General features: G+C 59.4%; 19 protein-coding genes and 5 pseudogenes. 12 read left to right on the top strand and 12 right to left on the bottom strand.

Annotated features, from left to right (window positions below; translation table 11 throughout):
• Positions 1–447: 447 nt before the first annotated feature.
• Both CQ13_RS14345 and CQ13_RS14340 read right to left on the bottom strand, forming a co-directional pair.
• Positions 448–672 carry a hypothetical protein gene (locus CQ13_RS14345; protein WP_057843487.1) on the bottom strand — a complete coding sequence of 75 codons (225 nt, stop codon included), beginning with the start codon at positions 670–672 and terminating at the stop codon, positions 448–450.
• Positions 673–1,788: 1,116 nt separating this feature from the next.
• Positions 1,789–1,989, bottom strand: coding sequence for a DUF2905 domain-containing protein (locus tag CQ13_RS14340; RefSeq protein WP_057843486.1), 201 nt, complete (start codon positions 1,987–1,989; stop codon positions 1,789–1,791).
• 1,475 nt (positions 1,990–3,464) lie between these two features.
• Here CQ13_RS14340 and CQ13_RS14330 point away from each other — a divergent pair.
• From CQ13_RS14330 to CQ13_RS14320, 3 genes are read left to right on the top strand one after another with little or no spacing between them, the layout of a single operon-like run.
• A complete protein-coding gene (locus CQ13_RS14330) occupies positions 3,465–4,196 on the top strand; it encodes a Crp/Fnr family transcriptional regulator (protein ID WP_057843484.1) in 732 nt (243 codons plus the stop codon).
• An 8-nt stretch (positions 4,197–4,204) separates the two neighbouring features.
• Positions 4,205–4,429 (top strand): DUF6894 family protein, encoded by a 225-nt coding sequence (locus CQ13_RS44420; protein WP_057843483.1) that lies wholly within the window; start codon positions 4,205–4,207, stop codon positions 4,427–4,429.
• Positions 4,426–4,713, top strand: coding sequence for a helix-turn-helix domain-containing protein (locus CQ13_RS14320; RefSeq protein WP_057843482.1), 288 nt, complete (start codon positions 4,426–4,428; stop codon positions 4,711–4,713). The genes CQ13_RS44420 and CQ13_RS14320 overlap by 4 nt, the downstream gene beginning before the upstream one ends.
• Before the next feature lie 124 nt (positions 4,714–4,837).
• On the opposite strand, the gene CQ13_RS14315 is transcribed toward CQ13_RS14320, so the two are convergent.
• Complete coding sequence (locus tag CQ13_RS14315) at positions 4,838–5,131, bottom strand: hypothetical protein (RefSeq protein ID WP_057843481.1); 294 nt, start codon at positions 5,129–5,131, stop codon at positions 4,838–4,840.
• A 724-nt stretch (positions 5,132–5,855) separates the two neighbouring features.
• Here CQ13_RS14315 and CQ13_RS14310 point away from each other — a divergent pair.
• Positions 5,856–6,341, top strand: a complete 486-nt coding sequence (locus tag CQ13_RS14310) for an Hsp20/alpha crystallin family protein (RefSeq protein ID WP_057843480.1) — start codon at positions 5,856–5,858, stop codon at positions 6,339–6,341.
• 146 nt (positions 6,342–6,487) lie between these two features.
• Here the strand turns inward: CQ13_RS14310 and CQ13_RS45620 are convergent, their stop codons facing one another.
• Together CQ13_RS45620 and CQ13_RS45615 are read right to left on the bottom strand one after the other, a co-directional pair.
• On the bottom strand, positions 6,488–7,081 hold the full coding sequence (locus CQ13_RS45620) for a PDZ domain-containing protein (RefSeq protein ID WP_057843479.1): 594 nt from the start codon (positions 7,079–7,081) through the stop codon (positions 6,488–6,490).
• Positions 7,082–7,104: 23 nt separating this feature from the next.
• Positions 7,105–7,719 (bottom strand): annotated as a pseudogene (locus tag CQ13_RS45615) (trypsin-like peptidase domain-containing protein).
• A gap of 277 nt (positions 7,720–7,996) precedes the next feature.
• Between CQ13_RS45615 and CQ13_RS14295 the strand changes: the two are divergent.
• The 5 genes from CQ13_RS14295 (at position 7,997) to CQ13_RS14275 (ending at position 13,497) form a co-directional block, all read left to right on the top strand.
• The gene (locus CQ13_RS14295) at positions 7,997–9,406 is read left to right on the top strand and encodes a hypothetical protein (RefSeq protein WP_057843477.1); all 1,410 of its coding nucleotides are present in this window, start codon (positions 7,997–7,999) and stop codon (positions 9,404–9,406) included.
• Between the two features lie 63 nt (positions 9,407–9,469).
• Positions 9,470–10,108 (top strand): DUF4142 domain-containing protein, encoded by a 639-nt coding sequence (locus CQ13_RS14290; RefSeq protein WP_057843476.1) that lies wholly within the window; start codon positions 9,470–9,472, stop codon positions 10,106–10,108.
• An 81-nt stretch (positions 10,109–10,189) separates the two neighbouring features.
• Entirely contained in the window at positions 10,190–10,975 is a 786-nt protein-coding gene (locus CQ13_RS14285) for a DUF2243 domain-containing protein (RefSeq protein ID WP_057843475.1), read from the top strand.
• Positions 10,976–11,668: 693 nt separating this feature from the next.
• Positions 11,669–12,178: a ferritin-like domain-containing protein gene (locus tag CQ13_RS14280; RefSeq protein WP_057843554.1), complete on the top strand. Its 510-nt coding sequence runs from the start codon at positions 11,669–11,671 to the stop codon at positions 12,176–12,178.
• 905 nt (positions 12,179–13,083) lie between these two features.
• Positions 13,084–13,497 carry an imm11 family protein gene (locus CQ13_RS14275; RefSeq protein WP_057843474.1) on the top strand — a complete coding sequence of 138 codons (414 nt, stop codon included), beginning with the start codon at positions 13,084–13,086 and terminating at the stop codon, positions 13,495–13,497.
• Between the two features lie 1,204 nt (positions 13,498–14,701).
• On the opposite strand, the pseudogene CQ13_RS14270 reads toward CQ13_RS14275, so the two are convergent.
• From CQ13_RS14270 to CQ13_RS14260, 3 genes and pseudogenes are all read right to left on the bottom strand, one after another.
• Positions 14,702–15,212: pseudogene (locus tag CQ13_RS14270) on the bottom strand (inorganic diphosphatase).
• A 113-nt stretch (positions 15,213–15,325) separates the two neighbouring features.
• Positions 15,326–15,892, bottom strand: coding sequence for a DUF4142 domain-containing protein (locus tag CQ13_RS14265; protein ID WP_156433667.1), 567 nt, complete (start codon positions 15,890–15,892; stop codon positions 15,326–15,328).
• A 672-nt stretch (positions 15,893–16,564) separates the two neighbouring features.
• On the bottom strand, positions 16,565–16,750 hold the full coding sequence (locus CQ13_RS14260) for a hypothetical protein (RefSeq protein ID WP_057843472.1): 186 nt from the start codon (positions 16,748–16,750) through the stop codon (positions 16,565–16,567).
• A gap of 616 nt (positions 16,751–17,366) precedes the next feature.
• Between CQ13_RS14260 and CQ13_RS46790 the strand changes: the two genes are divergently transcribed.
• Positions 17,367–17,579, top strand: a complete 213-nt coding sequence (locus CQ13_RS46790) for a hypothetical protein (RefSeq protein WP_057843470.1) — start codon at positions 17,367–17,369, stop codon at positions 17,577–17,579.
• Here CQ13_RS46790 and CQ13_RS14245 read toward each other — a convergent pair.
• The 3 genes and pseudogenes from CQ13_RS14245 to CQ13_RS14240 all read right to left on the bottom strand — a co-directional run.
• Positions 17,579–17,937 (bottom strand): annotated as a pseudogene (locus CQ13_RS14245) (SOS response-associated peptidase family protein); the annotation flags it as partial. The gene CQ13_RS46790 and the pseudogene CQ13_RS14245 overlap by 1 nt on opposite strands.
• Before the next feature lie 18 nt (positions 17,938–17,955).
• Positions 17,956–18,207, bottom strand: coding sequence for a hypothetical protein (locus CQ13_RS47105; protein WP_245309174.1), 252 nt, complete (start codon positions 18,205–18,207; stop codon positions 17,956–17,958).
• A gap of 320 nt (positions 18,208–18,527) precedes the next feature.
• Positions 18,528–18,743: a hypothetical protein gene (locus CQ13_RS14240; protein ID WP_057843469.1), complete on the bottom strand. Its 216-nt coding sequence runs from the start codon at positions 18,741–18,743 to the stop codon at positions 18,528–18,530.
• Between the two features lie 659 nt (positions 18,744–19,402).
• Between CQ13_RS14240 and CQ13_RS45600 the strand changes: the two are divergent.
• Positions 19,403–19,962, top strand: a pseudogene (locus CQ13_RS45600) (transposase); the annotation flags it as partial.
• Positions 19,947–20,222: pseudogene (locus CQ13_RS47100) on the top strand (c-type cytochrome); the annotation flags it as partial. The pseudogenes CQ13_RS45600 and CQ13_RS47100, both read left to right, overlap by 16 nt.
• 45 nt (positions 20,223–20,267) lie before the next feature.
• Here CQ13_RS47100 and CQ13_RS14230 read toward each other — a convergent pair.
• On the bottom strand, positions 20,268–21,317 hold the full coding sequence (locus CQ13_RS14230) for a UDP-glucuronic acid decarboxylase family protein (RefSeq protein ID WP_057843468.1): 1,050 nt from the start codon (positions 21,315–21,317) through the stop codon (positions 20,268–20,270).
• Positions 21,318–21,541 lie beyond the last annotated feature (224 nt).

Below are 21,541 nucleotides of genomic sequence, written 5' to 3'. Positions count from 1 at the left end.
CGCTGGCCAAGATGGCGGCGCTCCCGATCATGTTTGCCGCGAGTTGTCGCCGGAAGCGCCGACTGCTGATAACCGTCGCCGGTCCTGCTTCATAAGACTCGGATCAACGCTTGAGCCGGTAATACGCCGTCTTCCGCCAACGTCGATCCTCGATCGGGACGGCCATCCTCATGGCGTCCGGAGCAGCTTGCTCGAAAATTTGAGGTCCTCCTGGACCCTGGGTTCTGGGCGGTTGTTTCCATCGGCCAAATGACGCTGATCGTAGCGTGCCGCTTCACATGATGCAGGCGTGACGGGCGACAAGCCGGTCGCACAGTAAAGATGTTGAGTTGAGCAACATGGGTTGGCACCGACCCTCAGCGAAACGCGCTGCCAGGTCTGTTAAACGAGTTGCGGCTTGGCCGCGGGCGAGCGATGCGAAATAGCCGTCGTCACCGGCGGCTGGATTCAGCCACGAAATGTTTTCCGATTGGCCGCGGCGCGGACCGCTGCTATCGCCATCCAGTCCCGCAGCAGTCCTCTGTCCTCCTTTGAGAATGCGGCCCGCCGCTTGAGATCATCCAGTGTATCTCCGGGATGGCATCGCTCATAATCCTCGCGGATCAGCGACTCCAGGTAAAACTGTTCTTCCTCGCTGGCTCCATGAAGATCGTGGTTGGAGTTGATCGGCATCACTACGAGCTTTCCGAAGGCACTCTGCGCATACCTCTAAGTTAGAGGAGCGAGTGCCTTTTCACTCGGCAACAGGACTCGAACTCAGGCCTTTTTGGCGCAGTGATGTCCAATCTCCACTCGAACCCGCTGCGCTAGTTCTTCTTGAAGTGCTGTGTAACCCTCCCTTGTCATCGGCAGCTTCTAAGTCGGTCTGTCAAAATAATCATTCATTGCATTGCTGCTCATCGTTAGTTCACATTCGAACGCTGCTTCCGGCGTACATCATCCTGAATTTTCAGCAATGAATGTGCCGGTCATCAGTTTCTTCCGGCGGGAGCCAGGGGCGCTCCGCACCTGCCGTACCCTGTGCCTGTCGAAGATAGATGGCCCGCTCGATTAGATCGAGATTGGCTTGGGCGGCCGTGTGCCAAGCGCGTATTCGCGATACACAATTGTTAAGGACGGCGCTCTGAAAACTGGGCACATTGATCTCAGCTGGTAGAGAGCCCTCAGTCCTCACCGGCTGCCCCGAGCTGACACGGCCCGGCGGCCCGGGCCGTGTCAGCCCGCCAGGCATAACTTGGCAGGCATGCGGTTTGGCCATGAACGACCCAGCTACATTTCGCAAGCAAGCGGAGGAATGCCGCCAACAGGCGGCCAAGACCGTTAGCCCCATCGAAAAGCAGCGATGGCTGTTACTTTCCGAGAAATGGCTCCGCCTCGCGCAATATGCCGAGCTAGGGCCACCAGTTGAGCCGCGCAACGTGCTCGGCCCAGGAGGTGAGGGCTTCCTTGGGACTTCCGGTCACGTGTGCGACGCAGAAATGGCCGGTGCGGCCGTACCGCGCGGTCCGCTTGCGTCATAGCTGATGTACTTCAGATAATCAGTCTCCCCAGCTCGACTGGCTGGGCAGCTGTCTCCGCGACATCCTCGATCCGCTCAAGTCGATGCTCCGGCAAAGAACGCAAGCGCTCTGCTGGGATGTTCCTCGATGGGCGAGCCGGCCCGCGGCGCTCTTTTCCGGCTGCAGACTGCGCGCAAGGGATGGTGATCAGCGGCCGGAAGAATGATGGGGCGCGGTAGGCCTGTCCCCAGGCGCCTTCCGACGTCCAGGCTTACGATCTGATCGCACTTCAGCGGTTCACGATCCAGAACACCAGGCTCAGGAAGGCGCTCAACAGCAAACATGTCATCAGCGGGAAGTGGAACGTCATATTTTCCCGCTCGATAACAATATCGCCAGGCAACCGTCCCAGCCCGATCCGGCTCAGGTAAGGCCACAGCAGCCCAATAGCCAGAATGACAATGCCGAGAGTGATAAGAAAGCGCGCCATCGTCGAATGACTCCTGACTTACATATGCGAGCGCCAGGGCTGGATCGCCAGTCTGCTGGGGCGCTGCATAGCTACGCATTTCGTTCAAAACGAAATACACGTCGGCCAGCCGACGGTAGACAGCCCGTAAACGCTCGCGCGGGGGAGTCCGATTGAAGGTGAGGGGCTCGGTGCCTGCTAACAGCTCGGAACGTTACCAATAGAAACTCATCGGTCCTCCTTGCTATGGCGACGTCACTCGCTCCGCGGAGCCCAGTCCAGATCTTCGTCGCCGTTGCGCTGGAGATCAGGAGGACATGGCTTGATTTCCAACTTCTGCTCGAGGACGGGCTCGCCATCCACGTTCTCTACCAGTCCGGCCTCAAAAGCCTTTTTAACGCTTCTTCCTTGGTGGGGAAGGTGCGGCTCAACTTTTCGCCGTCCTTGAACATCGCGTAGGCCATAACTTCCTCTCTATATTACTCGCCTGCACTAGGTTTGATCCCGACCGCCGTTCCAGAGACTTTCGAAGGACCAGTCCACGCACGCGCCTTGCCTGGTACCCTTTGTTGATCCGGCACCAGCCCGCGGCACTAGGAACGACAAGGAAGCGTTGCGGTTTCATCGTTTTCTATAATTTCGGAGCGACCAATTTGATGAGCTACCTGGACCAGCAAGCCTTTGCGGCTGCCCTGACCGTAAGCCGCTTTCACGCCGCCCGCTGACGCACTTGGGCACACCTTTTGCGGGCCGCAGGTGATCCGCTGGGACCCTGGTGCCCGGCAAGAGCTCCAGTTCGAAGTGCCGCGTCAGCACGGCCAACACAATTGTCGCCTCCTGCAGCGCAAACGCCACGGACATGACGGAGGTTTGACGTATTGCCGCAAGAGATGCCTTGGCCGTCGTGGGGTGTGTTCGGCCTACATCAACGCGACGCAATCAATCTCGATATCTAAGGGGCGGATCATTTGGGAAACAAGCCGCGCGCTTGGGATTTTCCGGGAAATGATAGGCGTAGATCCTCGACAGCGTCCCTGGAACCAGCCTGTTTCGTTGCCCGAGAACTGCAACACCCGAGGGTTGCCCATCGCTGCCATTCGGCGAAGATCGCCAGCGCTGCTACTTACAAGCGCGGCGATCAAGAGGCCACTTGGCCAGGCATTCCAGTTGTCTGTAGGCACTCGCGGCACGCCCGCGTCAAAGCCGGCCGGTACGGCGCATTTCTTTTGATCTGTATCGAGCGTCAGTCGTGGGTGAGACCAACCTGGATCGTGGGGCAATCGATAGTAAAAGACTTAAGACACTCAGAATGTGCACTTAGCACAGTTGGGATCGGACAGGGCCGCCGGCGAGAGCGGTTGAAGCCTTCCTGCAGCCATCCCGCTGATCAGCGCCGAACCACGTCTGAATTCGGCAGCGACGGGGATGCTAGTTAGGAACGTTATTTCGAATGATTGGTTTGGATCACAAGGCGGGTGTGTTCTCAGGATTTCAGAATGGACAAGGCCGCCGCTACATCAATCCTGCTGAAAAGACTGCGGGTCAGCACAAATATCGACGAAGAGGATCAGCGCGCGATCAACGCGCTGCCGATCGCGTTGAAGCAAGTACGTGACGAGGAGAGCATCGTATCCACGGGAGATCGTCCTTCCGCTTGCTGCCTTCTGGTGGATGGGTTCATTTTTCGGTCCAAGGTGGTGGGTGGGGGAAAACGGCAAGTAATCGCATTCCATCAACCGGGTGATATTCCAGATCTCCAAAGCCTCTACATTCCAGTGCTGGATCATGATGTGACTGCGCTCGGCGACTGCGTGCTGGGCTTCATCTCTCACGCCCCGTTGCGCGCACTCGTAAGGCACAGGCCAAACGTTGCTGAGATCCTCTGGCGCGACACGTTGATCGATGCAGCCATTTTCCGGGAATGGATTTGCAACGTCGGGCACAGGTCCGGGATCAGCCGAACGGCACACGTGATCTTCGAAATCTACACCAGGCTCAAAGCAGTCCAGCGAACAAAAGACAAATCTTTTCAATTCCCGGCTACCCAGGTTCTGCTCGGAGAAGCAGTCGGGCTCAGCGCAGTCCACGTAAACAGAGTTATGCAGGAACTAAGGGAAAAGGGACTTCTCAGATTCGAGCGCGGCACAGTGACGATACTGGACGAGGCCAAGCTCAAGGATGTAGCCGATTTCGATCCGCTCTATCTGCATCTCGACCCGGCACTGTAGCGAGGGCCATGCCCCGGTACTTCTTCGACATCGATGACGATCAATTCTCCATCAGCGATACGGTGGGACTAGATTGCCCTAGCCTCGAGGCCGCAAGCAAAGAGGCCGTCAGGGTGGCGGCGTGCATCGCCAAAGACCTGTTTTCATCCGGAGCCGGCACAAGGATCACCGTGCGCGTGCGAGATATCGACCAGCAGGTCTTCGAAGCTACCCTGCTATTGAAGGTGACGTGAGTACCTCCCGAGCCGAGATTACCAAGCGGACAGGTCCAAGTACTGAATTGCGCGAGCGCCTCTCCTCGGTCGGACTGATCGCAGACCACCAATTCGAGTTTTCCGTGACTCAGGTCGACCTGGCCGACGCGCTCGGGCTGAGTGCTGTTCACGTCAACCGGGTCATTCAGGAGTTTCGGAAGGACGGCGTGTTGGATTCGCAGAGAAACATGGTCACGCTAAACGACGCTGCCAAGGTGGCGGAGATAGGCGTGTTCGATAACCTGTTACCTCCACACACGTGATAGTGATTTGCCGGCCTAGGTACCCTGTTCAATTACAGCGCGGGTGGCTTTTGACGAGCACATAGAAGCCCTTCGCAAGAAAGTGGCCTCCGTGGCGAGGCCACTTTAGAGCGGCCCTGCGTGCCTACCAACCCGGGGCCAGGTAGTCGACTTCCGCGATATAGCCGTAAGGCGGCAGCGGCGCACGGTAGACTGGGGCCGGCAAATAGGGCGCTCGGGTCACCACCACGGTACGCTTGCGCACGATTGGCACGGGCGGCGCAATGACCGTCTGTCTGACCACATACGGGCCCGGTGACCAGGCTGCGGGATATGGATCGACATAGATCGTCTGTGCAGACGCCGTGCCGCTGCCTAAGCCCAGCCATCCTGCCGCTGCCAAGCCAACTGCCGAGAGCAGATTCGATCTCGCTTTCATGTGCTAAGCCTCCATTGCAAATGGTTTGCGGTTGGAACGGCTACGAAACACGAAGGTTCCTGGCCGGCCAACGGTCGGACAACCGACATGGTGGGGGAAGCCTGAGTGACGACGACCCAGCAACCTAGCGGGATTTTCCGCGTCTCCTAGCGTCGCGTGTTCCACGCGCTCGCAAGATCTGCAGCGCTGGCGTACTTTGTTCGGGCGGCTGATGATATGGGCTCCCCACGATGGCGCTGGCCATGAAGCAGGGCGGATCGCTGCCGGGGAATGTTTGCTCGAGAATGAGGTCCAATTCTTCGGTCGAGACTGGGTGGCTGGCCATAGCTTCTCCCTTGCAAGTGAGCTCAATTCTGCTCCGGGCAAGAACGTAGCTCGGGCCCGGAAGTTCTGCTCTTGTGTTTGCACAGATGGCTTTCTTGGCCGGGGAAGTGCGGCTAAGCTTTTTCCGACGCTCAAAGCTTCGAGTGTGCACGGCGCCAGCGCCTGGCCGCGGCGGGTTTTTTGAGCCGGGGCCGCGGATCGATGATCGCTGAGCAGGCCGCACAACGAACTTGGCAGGCGGGAGGTTTGAGCGTGACCCAGGCAGCGAACTTGCGCGAGCAGGCAGATCAATACCGCCCGCAGGCCTTACGGCCGGTAGCGCGAAAAAACAGCCTCTGAGCGGCGTGTTTGGGCGTCGTTGAGTTCTATCGAATCAACATGAAGAGCAAAGGAGACAAGTATGGCACTACGCGATCTTATTCTCTGGGGCAACGGCCCTCGTGATCTGAGCCTGCACCGCAACGAGCCCAACTCCTTCCTCGCGCTTCATCGCGAGATGAATCGGTTGTTCGACAATGCGTTCCGCTCGCTCGACATCGCTCCGTTCAGCTCGCAGGCGATGGGCTGGCCGAGCGTCGAGGTCAACGAGACCGAGAAGGAAGTCAAAGTGATTGCTGAACTCCCCGGTCTCGAAGAGAAGGACGTCAACGTCGAACTCAGGGACGGTATGCTGACCATCAGCGGCGAGAAAAAGAGCGAGACCGAAGACAAGGAGCGTCGCTTCAGCGAGCGCTACTACGGGCGCTTCGCACGTTCCGTCCCGGTCGATGATATCGATCAGGATAAGATCGCGGCGTCGTTCAAGGACGGCGTTCTCACCGTGACGCTGCCGAAGGCACCCGCCGCGCAGCAGAAGGTGAAGCGGATCGCTATCAAGAGCAACTGATCGCAGGTCGGCGAGAGTTCGCGCTCTCGTCCGACCACCGGCTTTTCCCGCGACGCTAAGCTTCTTCGGTCAGCCGGCGGCTAATCGAGCCATCTGTGCGTGTGCTCTGCAGGGCTTGTTCGATCGCACTCTTCGTAGCCGCCTATTCAGGAGATCGCGACAAAGAGCGACTGGCCGTCGCGGTTGACGCGCAGCAGGATGGGCCTGTTCTCCCGTCGCGCCTTCGCCCACTCCTCCGCCGAATCGGTGGGTTGGGCAACGTCGCGATTATTGGCCGTGACGATCACGTCCCCGGGACGGATCCCGCTCTCGGCGGCCGGGCTGCCCGATTCCACACTGCCGACCATCAAACCGGTATCCAAGCCTAGCCGCCGCCGCGCCACCTCAGGGATCGGCGCGAGACTTAATCCAAGCCGTTTACCGGCCTTATCGCGGTCTTCAAGGGAACCCGTCCGGGTAGGGCGATCCTCTTGACGCTTGTCAATGGCGACCGTGATTTCCTGCGTCTTACCGTCTCGTACCACGGTGAGTGGCGTCCGCACTCCTGGCTTCATCCCGACGACGGCCTTAGACATATCGCGCGGTCCCTCTATGGTCTGATTTCCAATTCGGGTGATCACGTCACCGATCTTGATCCCGGCCTCCTCCGCAGGGCTGCCCGGCTCCACCGAGGCAACAGGTGCACCCTTCGTGTCGGGCCGGCCCAACGCTTGGGCGATCCCGGTCGTCAATTCCTGCAAGCGAACGCCGATGTAGCCCCGCTCTACCTTACCCGTGCGGATGAGCTGATCCGCGACCGCCTGTGCGGTCGCGACGGAACCGCAAATCCGATGCCCACGTTAACGCCCACGGGCGAAAAGATCGCCGTGTTGACGCCGATCACCTCACCGGCGGCGTTGAACAGCGGGCCTCCCGAATTGCCTTGGTTGATGGACGCATCGGTCTGCAGGAAGTCGTCATATGACCCGGCTTGAATATCGCGCGCCCGCGCCGAGAGTACCCCGACAGTGACTGTGCCACCGAGGCCGAAGGGGCTGCCGATCGCGATCGTTCAGGCCCCTGGCTCCATCTTGTCGGAGTCGCCCCAGGCCACGACGGCCATATTGGGCCGCGGCTCGATCTTGAGCACCGCGACGTCGGTTGACGGATCACGACCTACCAGCTTCGCCGGAACATCCGTTTTGTCTGTGAAGCGGACATGAATTTCGCTGGCGTTGTCGACGACGTGGTTGTTCGTGACGATGTGGCCCTCGGCACTGACGATGAACCCTGACCCGAGCGCCGACCGCGCCTGCGGACGGGGTTCGCCGAAGCGACGCCGAAATAGGTCACCGAAGGGCAGATCGTCCGGGATGCCGCGTGCCTCATTCTCGATCATTTGTTTCGTGAGGATTGCGCCGCCGCTGATCGCAAGCGCAGCGTGCCTTCGGACATTTGCTTCCACCAATGTCGGTAAGTTTTTCTACCAATGTCGATAAGCCGATGGAACGCTTCTTTCGTAACGGCATTGAGCGGACACTACTCATGCGGGAATCAATCAGGCTCCGGATTTCTGCGGCGTAAGTGGCGCTATGCGCCTTCCATGCCGAGCATCAGCATGACCATGACCGCAGCACGACCACGACCCATGTTTCCCGAACACGAAAGGGCGGCCGATGTCACAATTTCTCAAAGCAATCGGGCTGTTCGCGGCTGCCTTCGTAAGCAGCGTGGCGGTGCTCAGTCTGGCTGCCATTTCGGATCCGCTGCCGCCCGATACGACCTACCGGCCACTTCCAACCCGCCCATTTTCTGCCGTCAAGGCCGACGATGAGGCGCAGAAGCAGCAGGTCATGCAACGGCAGGCCAGCCTGCTCAATCGACGCTACGACATGTCGGACCGACCGATCGCAGGCGTAATGATGTCGGGCGGTCGAAAGGCGGTGCCGGGTGGCGTTCGGGTCAAGCTGCAGTCGGGCACCACGTGGGAGAACTTGGCCGAAATGAGCCCTGACGAGATTCGTCAAAGGAGCCTTTTGCCCGAAGGCTTCCTTCCACTTCCCCATGTCAAGCAGGCGACCGGCGGCCAAGTCATTCCGGACCGTCAGATCGACGATATCCGAAGACAGGAGGCGCGAGATCTGCGGCGCTTCGACGTCAATTTCGATCTTCCCGACCATCTGACGCCCGAATTTCCGCCGCCCATCTTTCTTACGACCCAGCCGCATCTCGGCGATGTCTCACGCGGGCAGTTGCTGACGATCAAGAATTTCTACGAGGTGATGAACGGGATTATCACTCCGGTGCAGATGGAAGGATTGCGCCTCCTTCTCACGCCGTTCCCACAGGAAGAGTTCAACCAAACCGAAGATCGAAAAGTGGCCGAGCAGAGTACCGGAATTACCTGCCTCGATTGCCACGCCAATTTCCATACGAACGCAGCCTTCCACCTTACGCCCGACGTTCGCCCGCAAGCAGCGCGGTTCCGGCTGGACTCCACCAGCCTTCGCGGGGTGTTCAATCAGCAAATCCACGGGTCGAAGCGGTCACTGCGGTCCATCGAGGACTTCACTGAATTCGAGCAGCGGACCGCGTACTTCAATGGCGACCACGTCAGCGCGACTCGAAAGGGCGTGCATTTGCCCGACCGAACCAATCAAGTCGCCATGATGGCTCAGATGCAGAACATTATCGACTTTCCTCCGGCCCCCAAGCTGGACGCGTTTGGACGCCTCGATCGGGCGAGGGCGACCGAACAGGAACTCGCCGGCGAGCAGGTCTTCTTCGGGAAAGGCCGCTGCAACGAGTGTCACGTTGCGCAGACCTCTTTCATGGACAACAATATGCACGATCTGAAGCTCGAGCGGTTTTATCAGGTCGGGCATACCTTCAACGACTTCGTGACGTTGCCGGACGGCCCCATCAAGACGTTTACGCTGCGAGGAATCAAGGATTCTCCGCCCTACCTGCACGATGGCCGCCTCATGACGCTGGCCGACACCGTCGAATTTTTCAATCTCGTGCTTGGTTTGCGGCTCACGCAGCCGGAGAAGGAAGCGCTGGTCGCCTATATGCTGGCCTTGTGAATGCAAGGACAAAGGACATTCGGCGTCAGGCCCATGACGATCGTTCGATCAAGGAGGCAGACAATGCGTTCGCTCGCCCAGGGACTGGCAGTAGCGACGCTGTTCGCGTCGCCTGCGTTCGCCCAGATCGGCAATCCGGCGGGCACCGAACCGGACACGCGACAGAGCGCGCCTGGCATTCCTGCACCGCATCAGACCAATGCGCAGGACCAGTTATTCGCGCAGCAGGCCGTAATCGGCGGCATGGCCGAGGTGGCGCTTGGAAAACTCGCGGATCGAAAAGCGCATAATCGCGCGGTGGCGGAATTCGCTGGTGTCATGATCCAGGATCATGGCAAGGCGAACGAAAAGCTCGCAAGTCTCGCCGGGTCCGCCCGAATTCCTTTACCGAACGAGCCGGATGCCGAGCACAAGGCCGTTCACGCCCGTCTTGAGCGGCTGAGTGGTGCGCAATTTGATGTCGCTTATCTCGAGGCTCAGGTGCAGGATCATCAGAAGACCGCTCAACTCCTGCAGTGGGAGATCAACTCGGGTCAGGACGCGCAGCTTCAACGCTTCGCATCCGAGACACTGCCAATCGTACTAAGGCATCTGCGCATGGCTCAGGATCTTGCGTCGCAAATTGCGGGCCAGACACCGCGCGAGCTAGCGCCTGCTACCACAGGAATGGGCCATCAAGACCAACCTCGGCGAACTCGCTAGGCGCTGAGCCGCACCAACATTGCAGCCGACCGAGCCGCCGCGGACGGCGCAGCTTCGGCCATGCTTACGCGGAGACTCTCCATGCCCGAATCGGCCCGGTTTACGAAACCCCTGCACTGGTGCGGTCACCTACTGGGCTTCAGCCTCGGAGGCTTCTTCGATGGCATAATGCTTCACCAGATCCTGCAGTGGCACCACCTTCTGAGTGCGCTTCCCGGCGAGCTGTTCCGGGATATCCGATTGCAAATTTTTGCCGACGGCCTGTTCCACGGCGTGATGTACGTCGTAGCCGCAGCGGGCCTGTGGCTGCTCTGGCGCGTCCGGCAGGAGTTTTCTACGGCTGGGGCAGACCAAATTCTATTCGCCGACGTGCTGATCGGTTTCGGCGCATGGCACATCCTCGACGGTATCCTTTCCCATTGGCTGATCGGCATTCATCGCATCCGGATGGATTCCTCCAATCCGCTCGTTTGGGATCTCGTCTGGTTCTTTGCATTCGGCATAGCGCCGCTGTTGCTTGGCTGGCTATTACGGCGGTACCCGCGGTCGGGAAGATCAATGCGCGGCGGTACTGCCGCTTCGGTTACGGTGGTGACTATCTTGAGCGCTGCCGCGGTCTCGATGCTGCCGGCGCCGAACGCCACTCAGGTGATCGTTTATTTCATGCCGGGCACTACCGCGCAGCAAGTCTTCTCAGCAGCAATGGCAGCGGATGCGCGAATCATCGGATTCGATGCATCCCAGACGCTTTGGGCCTTCGAACTTGCCGACGCGGGTCAATCAAAGAATCTCTATCGGCATGGCGCCCTGTTCGTCAGCAATTCAATGTTCCCCGCAAGCTGCCTGTCCTGGTCGCGTCTCATCTGATTGGGCCAATAGACGCTGTGCGTGCCATCGCCGGCGGGATTGCTGAAGGGAAGTCCGAAAGGCCTCATGCACAGCTCCAGCGTCGGCTACGTTTCGTAATCAGTTTGTCGCGTCAGGAACTGCACCGCCATTTGGAGGTCCGCGGGTGATCGATCCTTCCGGCCCGATCGAGCTCGCGAGCAGTGAGCGCCATGACCGCACCCCAAAACCAGGCGGCAATCATGAGAGTGTTCCGATCTCGGGGATGCTGAGTGGCCGCCGTCGATGCCTGGAACGGCAGGGATCCAGCCGAGATACTCGCGGCCCAGATCCCCAGTTCTGTGCGATTTTTCGCGGCGGCAGCGGATACTGAGAAGCTGGAGGGCGTGTCGCCTCAATGACTACGCTCATCGCGAATACGGGAGATCGATGATCTTCCTCCTGCGCGAGAGTGCACGTCACAGTAAGCACCCCACGAGGCGTTGATGAAGAAGCTTCGGGCCGTCCGGCTGGCGGGCGATTGGCGTGCAAACCGAGGTGGCTCCAAAAGCTAAAGTGAGCGTCTTGCCGAAAGAATCACAGCGGCTGAGACTCCATCAGGAACATCACCTAGGTCGTCGGCGTTCCCCAAGGCGGATGGTACTCGGCCAGGCAGGGCTGCCGACCAGAGTACAACGCAAACAAAGCAGTCCACCCACGCAGAAGGAGAGACGAATGGCCAGCGCTGAAGAGCGGTTAATGGAATGGCTACGTGACGCCCACGCGGCGGAGAAACAGGCCGAGACCATGTTGAGCGGCATGGCTCAACGAATCGAGAACTATCCCGACCTGAAGGCGCGGATTGTTCAGCACATCGGCGAGACTCAGCGGCAAGCTGAACGCGTTCGCAGCTGCATCGAGCGGAGGGGCGAGAGCACATCCACGATCAAAGACACTGGCGGAACGATGTTTGGGTTCGGCCAGGCCATGAGCGGCATGTTTGTAGGCGACGAGGTGATGAAGGGTTCGATTGCCTGTTCTGCCTTTGAGGCGATGGAAATCGCCTCCTATCGCATTCTGATCGACACGGCGAGAGAGGTGGGCGATGAGGAAACCGCTCGGACCTGCGAGCAGATCCTGCAGGAGGAAGAAGCTATGGCGGATTGGCTGGAGCAGAACCTTCCAACGTTAACCCATCAATATCTGGCACGCGAGCAAACGCCCGGCGCCCGCGCTACGAGCTAAAACTGCCGCCGCGTCCGGCTGCGCGGTTCGGTCCTCGGGTCCTTGATCGCGAGCGAGCGATCACTGCCCCGAGGTTGCGCATGTCGACCGGCGCGCCGCAGAAGGACCAGATAGCGGCCGGACTCTCGGCGTCTGCGATGCGCGCCAGTGGCGTGCTCCCGATCGACGATGGTTTTCGATACAGCGGGCTGAGAAGCGGCGCGCAGCCGGCAGGCAATGCGGCAAAAGCAGGAGTTGCTTCGCGCCGTAGACAGGGTTGGCAACTCCGCTTCGGCTGTCAGGTAGGAACTGGGGCTGTTCGGCACACGGCATCAGCAGGGATAAGAGGCTGCATGCTTGCACTCGGAGGATCGGGCGTCCGCTAAGCACTTCTCCTGCGCTTGCGCCGGCCGATCTCAGTTCCGGGGATCCCTATACCGAGATCTTCTGCACGCGCTCTGATTGATGCCATCGGCCGATTGAGCTTCACCGTCATAAGGGTGAGACTCTTTCCTGCCTGTGACATAGAGCGCAGCAGGTTATCTTCCTCGTCCGACCAGTGACGGCCGCGGTTTTGTCTCATGCCACTCATCGTAGTTTGCCTCTTAGGCCAATTGAGGCGGGCCAGTTGCAGAAAATCAAAAGGACCCAGCTCGCCTCACTGAGCACGGCCGCTGGGCTTCAGTTGAAGGGCGGATTCAACGCTTCCGCCTGTCACTTACATGGTGCAAACGTGCTTGCCTTCAAGAATATTACGCAATTGTAAGCTCTCTGAAAGTACGCCTCATCAGGAGGAAGTCTTGAGGATCTACGAGCCGCGGGTCCGTCCGAACTTGGAGTGGGTCCTTCCGGTGCACGAGAGCGATCACGAGTATCTGTGGAGCCTGGATGGGACCGCCCGGCGAGCTAGCTGGCGACCAATGCCCATGGCCAGGCTCCTGGTGGACGACGAAGGTGAGCCGCGGGCTGAAGCGGATCTTCCCTGGCTTGGCGGTCACGTGCTGGTGCTTCGCGAGCATGCGGCCAAGGTGCTGGCACCGCTGCTGGACCGTTCCGGCGAACTACTGCCGCTGGCATGTCCGGACGCGGACCTGTGGCTGTTCAACGTGCTAACCGTGGTTGACGCGCTTGATGAGGAAAAGTCGGAGCTGGTGCGGTTCGATGATGGAGACATCCTTGATGTCGAGCGCTACGCGTTCCGGCCGGAACTGGCCGACGGGCTAACGGTGTTCAAGGTGCCGCAGCTGCTACGCGGCCCGTTGTTCTTGGGCGACGAATTTGTCAGTGCGGTGAAAGCTGCCGGATTGCGTGGACCCGAATTTATCCAGCTCTGGCCGTAGCGCGCTGGAAGGGTAGCACGAGTCGAAGCCCATCAATAGCCTGCGCGGATGGGTATCGCTTCCGGCTTTGCCCTGGCAAGCTACGGCGGATAATCGCTCTACCCATCCTGCGCGCTACGTGGCAACGGACCTGCGCGCTCTAGTCGCACTAGCTCCACCTGCCATAGCCCTCGTCGCATCGCGCCCGCGCGCGGCAGGGCACGGGCAGCGGCGGCCGCGGCGCGTATTCGCCCGCATACTCGTATTTCTGTGCTTAGTAGCGCTCCCCGATAGGCGGGCGGGCGCTCGACGTAGACGGGCTGCGCGGGGTAGGGCGTTCCGTACTCGCCATAGACCGATGCCGGTGCGCGGTTGGCCAGTGCCCGGCACGCCGTAAGGGCGCTGCCGATATTCCGTAACCGGGTTCCGCGTAAGGCCGATGAGCCGGGCCAATACGCACATAGATGTCAGCGGAAAGCGCGCAGAGTCCGCCGCCGAGCTCGGCCAGGTTGCCCATTGGCCTTTCGCCTTCGATGCGGCTGGCATGGCTACCTTCCGCGCACTCACGCTGATTGCCACTCACCCTGCCGCTCAGAGTTGCGGCCACGAGGAGATACTGAAAGCCGGACCCACCGGTCGCGGCGACCTGCCGTTTGTGCGTGCTGCATTAAGGAGTCGGTGCGGGTCTGGCCGACTACGCCGACAAAGACGGTGCAGGAAGCGGCCTTGGTGGCGTTCTGCCGAAGAAAACGCAGGTTCTGATCTAGCGCCCTTCTTCCACAGACACGAAAGCCTGGCCTATGTGCATTGCTTCGCCCCGGAGCTATGGCTCAGGCGCGGTCCGGGTGACCGATGGCCTTTAGTGCAGGTCCCAACGTCAGCCCGGCTCACGAGCTGGTGCCCATGATTGGAAGCGCAACGATCGCAGTTCTTCTTAGTCATGGTTGGATCGAGCTCGAGCAAGCCGCTGCCCTAACGCCAGATCGTGCCCTACCGGGCGCCGTCAGCCACCATGAGCTAATCTTAAAGGCTTCGGGACCGGTCTGGCTGAACCGTCCGCGGCTTGGCTCGTTTGTGAAAATGGCAGCTCCTAGCAGATCGTCCGCCACTTAGGATTCGGTCGCTCCTCTCTTCCGCGAGGCCTGAGAGCGCCCACCGTGGCGCTCGTCAGTGTTGCACATCGGGCGAGGATTGAGCGTCAGGAGCTGGAGCTTGGCAGAGGCTATTAGCGCGAAAATCGGTTAATCATTTTGACCGCAGCGCGGGGGCCGCGCCAGCCTAGAAATTCAATCTCCTTTTTCTTGAGCGCGTTGGTGGCACGAAAGAACTTCTGCAGTTCGTCCATGGCCCGCGAAGGAAGATGCCGGACATCGTATAAGTGGCCAGCAAAAGGAGAACGCTCTGGCACTGCGAATACGCGGTCATTTCTATTCTTTTTACGCCCGGTCGTTTGCAGGACCTTGAGGACGCCAATCGGCCTGCAACGAAGCACGAGCCCCGGTTCCAGTCTCGTGAATCACCAGAACATCCACTGGATCACCGTCATCGGCTTTTGTGGAGGGAATGAAGCCCCAGTCATACGGGTAAGTAAGTTCCGTCATCAGAGGTTTCGCGAGTGTAAACACGCGGAGCGTGGAGTCGAATTCCAGTTTGCAGCTACTGCCGCGCGGGGTCTCGACAACAGCATGGATATGTTCTTTGTCGGCCCACGTAGGCAGCTTTATCAAGTTCGTCATTCACCACCACTCGCACAGCTCCCGTGCCGCCCTATCCAAGCCAAGTGGTCGGCCGAGCGGCTGCTCAGCATTCCGCGGAACGATCTCGCTCCTACATTGCCGATGTGTGCCGCTCAGAGGCGGCGCGCCATGGACAAGTGGTGCCGCAAACGCGGCAACGTCGACCGCGCGAAACTGACGAGGCGGGGGTCGTCGCCGGTAGCGCCATAGGATGAAAACAGCGCGACCGCTTCCCGATGCCCGGCCAGTTGCATCTGCGCGTAGACACGGTCAAAACCCGGTCCGCTCAGCGCCCCAAGTTGCGAGAGCATCGCCGCGTGTTTGGGATCGAGCAGACCGAAAGGGCCGGAGAATGCGGTCAGCATCGGCGCGCTCTGTGACAGAGCGGCACTCGTCATTGAATGGTCATTGATCATGTGCTGCGCGAAAGCGCGCACCCGCGGATTGGTGGATCGCTGTAAGGCGAGCTGGCTCGACTGGACCTCGAAGCTATCGCTGGCGGTGGCCATGCGGGTGAAGGTCATTGCGTCGATGCGTTGCTGCGCGGCAGCAGAGTGCACCGCAGCAAAGGCGAGGAAAGCAAAGGCGAGGAAAGCACAGACTGGGAATAAAGTGGGGCGCTTCATTAACACTCCTCGCTTGGCGCTGCAGCAGCTCAACAATTGCATGTGCTCGTTCAACGAACATTTTCATCCATTGTTCCTAAGACCATGTCCGCTATCAGACGGACTGCATCAGTGGCTAGTTCAATAGTTCAACGTGCCAATTCGCCGTGTCATGAAGCGAATCATCCAAGCAAGACTCATTTGAAGATCGCCTCCCTGAAGCAGCAACCAAACTAACTAAGCAGGCAACTTCGGGGAAACAACGCAATGAATGTTACGGAAGGTGCGCGCGAATAGATACGGCTGCGCGCCTAAATGCGTGGTGAGATCTCCCGTCCTTCGATAGCCAGTTAAAACAGGTAGCAAGGGAGGATCATATGATCACTGATACCGCTCGAGGGCCACTTCCATTAGCCATCGTTCGGCGATCGAAGGCGCGAGTTTACTTCTTCTGACTGGCCGCAAGAAACACCAGGCCCGTCGAATCATGGTGACGCACCTTGGTCAGACTTACTGGCGCCGGATATGCCGCTGTGATGCAATTGACTGCTTCCGGCCAGTCCGTCAGCAAGAAAGAAGCCGCAGCTAGTGGTTCTTACCCGAATTGGGGAATGAGGCGAAGAGACGAGGAGGTCAGCTTTGCGGTGAAGAAGGCCCTCAAGAAGTCGGTACCTCCGTAGGCGGGTCGAGCGCCAGCTTGGACGTCAGTAACGGCTCGACAGAATTCGAGTTTTGGGTCGCGGAAGGTCAGGCTGACCACTTGTCTTCTTCGCGCCTGGCTTCGTCTTCGTTAAGGCGCTCTACGATTTCGGCGGCGACGGCGGGACTCTCCGCATCTGCGATGGGAGTACCGTCCTGCTTCTTTATCTTCTGACCTTCGACATCCACGGGAAAATCTTCGGGCCTTAGTGGCTTCTTTGAATTCGGCGTCATGTCCTTCCTCCCTGCATTTCGTCGGGCGATTGCTGCTCTGGCTTAGGTTCTACGCGAGGAATGGTTCCTATCACGCTGATATTGCGTCTACGCATTTTGCCGCAGCAAAAATAGGAACGGGGCAAAGCCTGAAAAATTGCCGGTTTCCACGATTACAAGGAGAACGACCATGAAAGTATCAGCGATCGCGTTACTATTGTTCTTTGGGCTCGGCTCAACGTTGGCTGTCGCCCAAGGCGCCGGAGGAGCCGGGGGCGCCGGCGGTGCAGGCGCGGGCGGCGCAGGCGCCGGCGCGGGTGCTGGCGGCGCTGGTGCCGGCGGCGCTGGTGCCGGCGGCGCAGGTAGCGGAGGAGCCGGTGACGGCGGCGCGGGTGGAACCGGTTCTGGCGGTGCCGCCGGCGGAGGGGGGCCGCCCGTACCAGTTGACAGCTCCCGTAGTCCTGCCGACGTAAGGACGCCAGACGATGAAATGAGAAGGCCGAGGAAGTAAATCGGCCGGCTTTTGCCGACCAAGAACATTTGACCGCTTAAAAGCGGCACGGTGGCAGCCCGGGCTAGTGCGTCAGGCGAACAGCTCGGCCCCGGCGGGCGTGAAGGTGACGAAAGTCCCTGACTCATGCAGCGTGAGCCGACCACGGTAGATCGCTGGCTTGATGCCCTCGCCGTACTCGGCCGGACTGCCGCCGTCGCGAAACAGAAACGGCTCGTTGATCTACTCGATGTGGATGCGCCCTTGAACCGGCTCGACCGCCTTCGCGATCTCGAGGATCCGGCGCGCGGCTTTTTCCGGGCGACTATGGCATTCCGCGACGTCGTCAGAAAGCCTTAGACTTGGTGCGGCCCCGCGATCGGTTTCGATTTCGTCCCCGGTCGGCCTTGAATTCGATCCAGATGCCGGCAAAGCAGGCCAGTGGCCGATCGTCATTGATCGCAAACCAGACGACGTCCTTTTTCTTGGTTTCCGTTCGGCGCTGGCGCGTATTCGGCAAAGCTGTTGAACGGCACCAGGCAGCGGCTCTCCGGTTTCAACCAGCCGCGCCAGTGGGGTGAAGAGGTGTTGCTAATGTTGGTCACCAGCGGCCCGCCGGTCCGCGGCGGCGGCATGGCCCAGCGCAGAGGACGAACTCGCGCTCGGCGCCGGCGTTCTTCACGACTGGCGCGTGATAATCTGGAAGGACGCCTGGCATCGGCGGCAGATTGCCGACTTAGCGGGTGATGACGCGGAAGAGGGCGGCAATAGCGCTTTGGTTGGTGGTACCTCGCTCTAACAATTGGTACGTCCATCGCGTGAACTGTCCGGCAACTACGCTGGTTTCTTTCGCGGGCCGCGAGAACGGATGCCGCAGGTCCTCACCCTGCAAGGCGAGCACGTTACATGGATAAAACAGTATCTCGTCATTGTGCTTGCGGCTGTCGAGCCCCTTGAAATCGGAACGCCCGTCGACGCGGAGCAGCACCGCCTCGCCATCAAAAATACGCCGCCGGGCTCGAAATACGTTGTGCCGGCAGCGCTTAAACCTTGGACGTCCGATGATCTTTCAAAGTCGAAGAGACGGCGGGGAAGATGCCCGCTGGTAATATTACCTCAGAATTGGGAGGACTTCGGTACCCGTCACTCAAAAGTAGATTTCGCCACTGCGATTTTGAGCTCGGTTGATACCACGAGAAGCGATCGAATGATGAATGGATATCGGGCTCGGGGGCTTCGAGTCCGCAAGCGACCCGAAGCGAAACCCCGCCAACCGTGAATCGTTTTTGGTAACTTATTTTCAGTTGTCTACTCGGCCACTGCGTCGTTCAGGCCGAAATCTCGTGAGCGGGCGCCATCTCCTGCTTCATCAAAACCTTCGGCCAGCAATCCGCGCCTGAGCAGTTCTCGCACCGCTGATGCGCGGCTTGGCATGCGCTTCTTAAAGCGCCAGTTGTCGACAAGTTTCAATTCGGCTGGAGTCAGCATGATCTGAAGGCGTTCTGCTCGATTCAGCACACCCATCTTCCCCTCCACAGCAAGGCAAGAGAGTACTCATTAGAAGTAAAAAGCGTCAACAACGTTCCTTACTAATTAGACGTCACGCAGTGTTTAGCCGCCAAACCCGTCTAAATTGCTCATAACTCATTGGATGTATTAAGTTTTTCCTCCCTTTCGTCGCCTGCCAGACAGACGAGCCAGCTTGGCGGGATAAGTCTTCACCCATCACCGCACGGTCCAACGGCAGTTATCGGTGATGAGAACGCCTGTTGCGCGCTCCTGCCTTCCTCGAACGAATGGAGCACCGCATGGTCATCAAGCGTCGCCGTTTTAAACAAACCAAATCACTCGAAGAACGTCTTGCCCAAGATACAGCGCAACTACGCGAGCAAGCTAAGATGCTACCGCCCGGTCGCGTTCGAGAGCATGTCGTGCATAGGATCAGACAGAACGAGGCTGCCTCTCATTTGTGCGAATTGCTTCGCTCGCCGGGGCCGCAGCTTTCTGAGTAAGGAGTATTCGCTGCTGGCACGTTTGAGACATGCCAACTGAAACTGAATATGTCCGGTTAGTGGGGGAGACCGGAAGTGTCCGGCCGACTGCCGAAACGGCGCTTTTGACCTGGCTGTGTGAAAACGCCACTGCTTTGCTATGATTCTCTCGTGATACTGCGGGAGAAGCTGATGAGGCGCTTCGTTGAGCAGGCGGATCGAGGACAGTGGACGCTATTGCCCGAATGCCTCGATGACTTCATTGACGATCGCAACCCTGTTCGCGTGATCGACGTGTTTGTCGATGCGCTCGATTTGGCTGAGATGAACTTTGAAGGGGGTGGAGCCGGCGGCGACTGGTCGGCCATCGTACCATCCCTCGGTTCTGCTCAAGCTTTACATTTACGGCTATCTGAACCGGGTTCAGTCGAGCCGGCGGCTCGAACGCGAGGCCGGGCGTAATGTCGAACTCATGTGGCTGCTGGTCGGCTCGCACCTGATCACAAGACGATCGCAGACTTCCGCAAAGACAATGGCCTGGCGCTGCGAAGGTATGTGCGCGCTTCGTCGAACTCTGCCGTGAGATGGGTCTTCTCGCGACGGCGAGCGTCGCGATCGATGGCAGCAAGTTCAAGGCCGTGAACAACCGGGACAAGAACTTCACACGGGCGAAGGTGGAGCGGCGGCGTGCCCAGCTGGAGGAGAGCGTCGCGCGCTATCTGAGCCAACTTGACACGGCGATCCGGCGCGAGCGCCGGCCATTATCCGGCGGTACGGTTGCGCGGGGTGCCACGTCATTCCAGGAATTCCCGGCGGCGATGGCCAGGTCGGAAGTTCGCTCGCCGGTATCAGGCGGCGCGTCTATGTCGGAGGTGTGGTACCGAACTCGCCGGACGCATTGGTGCGGTGGATTGTCTCGCCACAGGCGTTCTCGCCGCGGTCGGCAATGCCTGCGACCGGAATCTTCGAAGCCGAGGCGCGCGATGTAGCGACCTACCTCTATTCGCGGTGAGTATGGCTGCGGCCGCGGTCGCGCTCTTGTCCGGCGTTACGCGCGTCATCGGATGAACTCGCGCCGCGCTCCCATGCCGGCCCGAGGGTTGATCTGAGCGCGTACCCTGGGCGGCTTCGGAGCAGACATGTTCTCCCTGGTGAAGAGCTTCAGCGAAAAGTAGTTGATGGTTGCGCGCAGGCCTTCGTCAAGAGTGACCCGAGGGCTCCAGCCCAGCGCATCTCGCGCACGGGAAATGACAGGCTGGCGCCGCTTGGGGTCGTCCTCGGGTAGGGGATGATGTTCGATCGGGGATTTCGAGCCCGTTTGGGCAACGACGAGATCGGCGATCTGCCTGATCGTCTGCTCATGGGGATTGCCGAGATTGAATGGACCGGTGATCTCCGGTGGAGTCTCCATCAGGAGCTGGAGACCGGCAAGCAGATCGTCAATGTAGCAAAAGGAACGGGTCTGGGAGCCGTCGCCATAGATGGTGATGGGATCGCCCTTGAGCGCCTGAACGATAAAATTGGAAATGATGCGGCCGTCGTTCTGCAACATGCGTGGACCATAGGTGTTGAAGATGCGCGCGACCTTGATCGGAATACCGTGAATGCGACGGCTGTCGAAGAAGATCGTCTCCGCAGCGCGCTTGCCTTCATCGTAGCAGGCGCGGGGCCCAATCGGGTTGACGTTCCCCAGGTAACTCTCCGGCTGCGGATGAATGTCCGGGTCGCCATATACTTCGCTGGTCGAGGCCTGAAGCGCGCGTGCCTGCTTCTCGCGCGCGAGCTCGACCATATTGCCAGCACCGACAACGCATGTCTGCAACGTGCCGATCGGATCGCGCTGATAATGGCGCGGAGAAGCGGGGCACGCCAGATTGTAGATGCGATCGATCCGTCCGGCTATTTCCAGCGTATCGCGAATGTCGTGCTCGATGAATTCGAAATCCGGATGGTTGATCAACGGCCGAACATTCGAGAACGATCCTGTGAGAAGATTATCGACGCAGTACACGCGATGACCCTGTTGGATAAGTCGATCACACAAGTGTGAGCCGACGAAGCCGGCGCCTCCCGTAACCACAATGTTCAGTTTTGTGGCGGAGCCCATTTTACTTCCTTTCCTCTGTTCACTCGTGCCGGTGGGTGATCCGCGTGTCTAACGCGTCCCGCTTTCACGAAACCGGCTACCACAAGGTACAAACAATTATTGCGTGCGACTGTTCCTTTCAGAAAATGATTGGATGTTCGGTGGGATCGGATTTTCAAGCGCTCGTATTGCTGCGCATCGGACATTGTGGCGACACCGCAATACCCGGAATCGCGCGATCAGAT

Origin of the sequence: Bradyrhizobium retamae (assembly GCF_001440415.1) — a bacterium.
GTDB lineage: Bacteria > Pseudomonadota > Alphaproteobacteria > Rhizobiales > Xanthobacteraceae > Bradyrhizobium > Bradyrhizobium retamae.
The sequence above is the reverse complement of the archived record's forward strand: the minus strand, read 5'-3'. Positions and strand labels throughout refer to the sequence as shown.

What these genes read in the sequence shown, in the direction of transcription:
- CQ13_RS14315 (WP_057843481.1), bottom strand. Translation starts at nt 5,131, where the DNA reads ATGAAAGCGAGATCGAATCTGCTCTCGGCAGTTGGCTTGGCAGCGGCA.
- CQ13_RS14330 (WP_057843484.1), top strand. Translation starts at nt 3,465, where the DNA reads ATGGACAAGGCCGCCGCTACATCAATCCTGCTGAAAAGACTGCGGGTC.
- CQ13_RS14260 (WP_057843472.1), bottom strand. Translation starts at nt 16,750, where the DNA reads ATGACGCCGAATTCAAAGAAGCCACTAAGGCCCGAAGATTTTCCCGTG.
- CQ13_RS46790 (WP_057843470.1), top strand. Translation starts at nt 17,367, where the DNA reads ATGCAGCGTGAGCCGACCACGGTAGATCGCTGGCTTGATGCCCTCGCC.
- CQ13_RS14290 (WP_057843476.1), top strand. Translation starts at nt 9,470, where the DNA reads ATGCGTTCGCTCGCCCAGGGACTGGCAGTAGCGACGCTGTTCGCGTCG.
- CQ13_RS44420 (WP_057843483.1), top strand. Translation starts at nt 4,205, where the DNA reads ATGCCCCGGTACTTCTTCGACATCGATGACGATCAATTCTCCATCAGC.
- CQ13_RS14230 (WP_057843468.1), bottom strand. Translation starts at nt 21,317, where the DNA reads ATGGGCTCCGCCACAAAACTGAACATTGTGGTTACGGGAGGCGCCGGC.
- CQ13_RS14280 (WP_057843554.1), top strand. Translation starts at nt 11,669, where the DNA reads ATGGCCAGCGCTGAAGAGCGGTTAATGGAATGGCTACGTGACGCCCAC.
- CQ13_RS14240 (WP_057843469.1), bottom strand. Translation starts at nt 18,743, where the DNA reads ATGGGTGTGCTGAATCGAGCAGAACGCCTTCAGATCATGCTGACTCCA.
- CQ13_RS14340 (WP_057843486.1), bottom strand. Translation starts at nt 1,989, where the DNA reads ATGGCGCGCTTTCTTATCACTCTCGGCATTGTCATTCTGGCTATTGGG.
- CQ13_RS14310 (WP_057843480.1), top strand. Translation starts at nt 5,856, where the DNA reads ATGGCACTACGCGATCTTATTCTCTGGGGCAACGGCCCTCGTGATCTG.
- CQ13_RS14295 (WP_057843477.1), top strand. Translation starts at nt 7,997, where the DNA reads ATGTCACAATTTCTCAAAGCAATCGGGCTGTTCGCGGCTGCCTTCGTA.
- CQ13_RS14345 (WP_057843487.1), bottom strand. Translation starts at nt 672, where the DNA reads ATGCCGATCAACTCCAACCACGATCTTCATGGAGCCAGCGAGGAAGAA.
- CQ13_RS14275 (WP_057843474.1), top strand. Translation starts at nt 13,084, where the DNA reads ATGGCCAGGCTCCTGGTGGACGACGAAGGTGAGCCGCGGGCTGAAGCG.
- CQ13_RS14285 (WP_057843475.1), top strand. Translation starts at nt 10,190, where the DNA reads ATGCCCGAATCGGCCCGGTTTACGAAACCCCTGCACTGGTGCGGTCAC.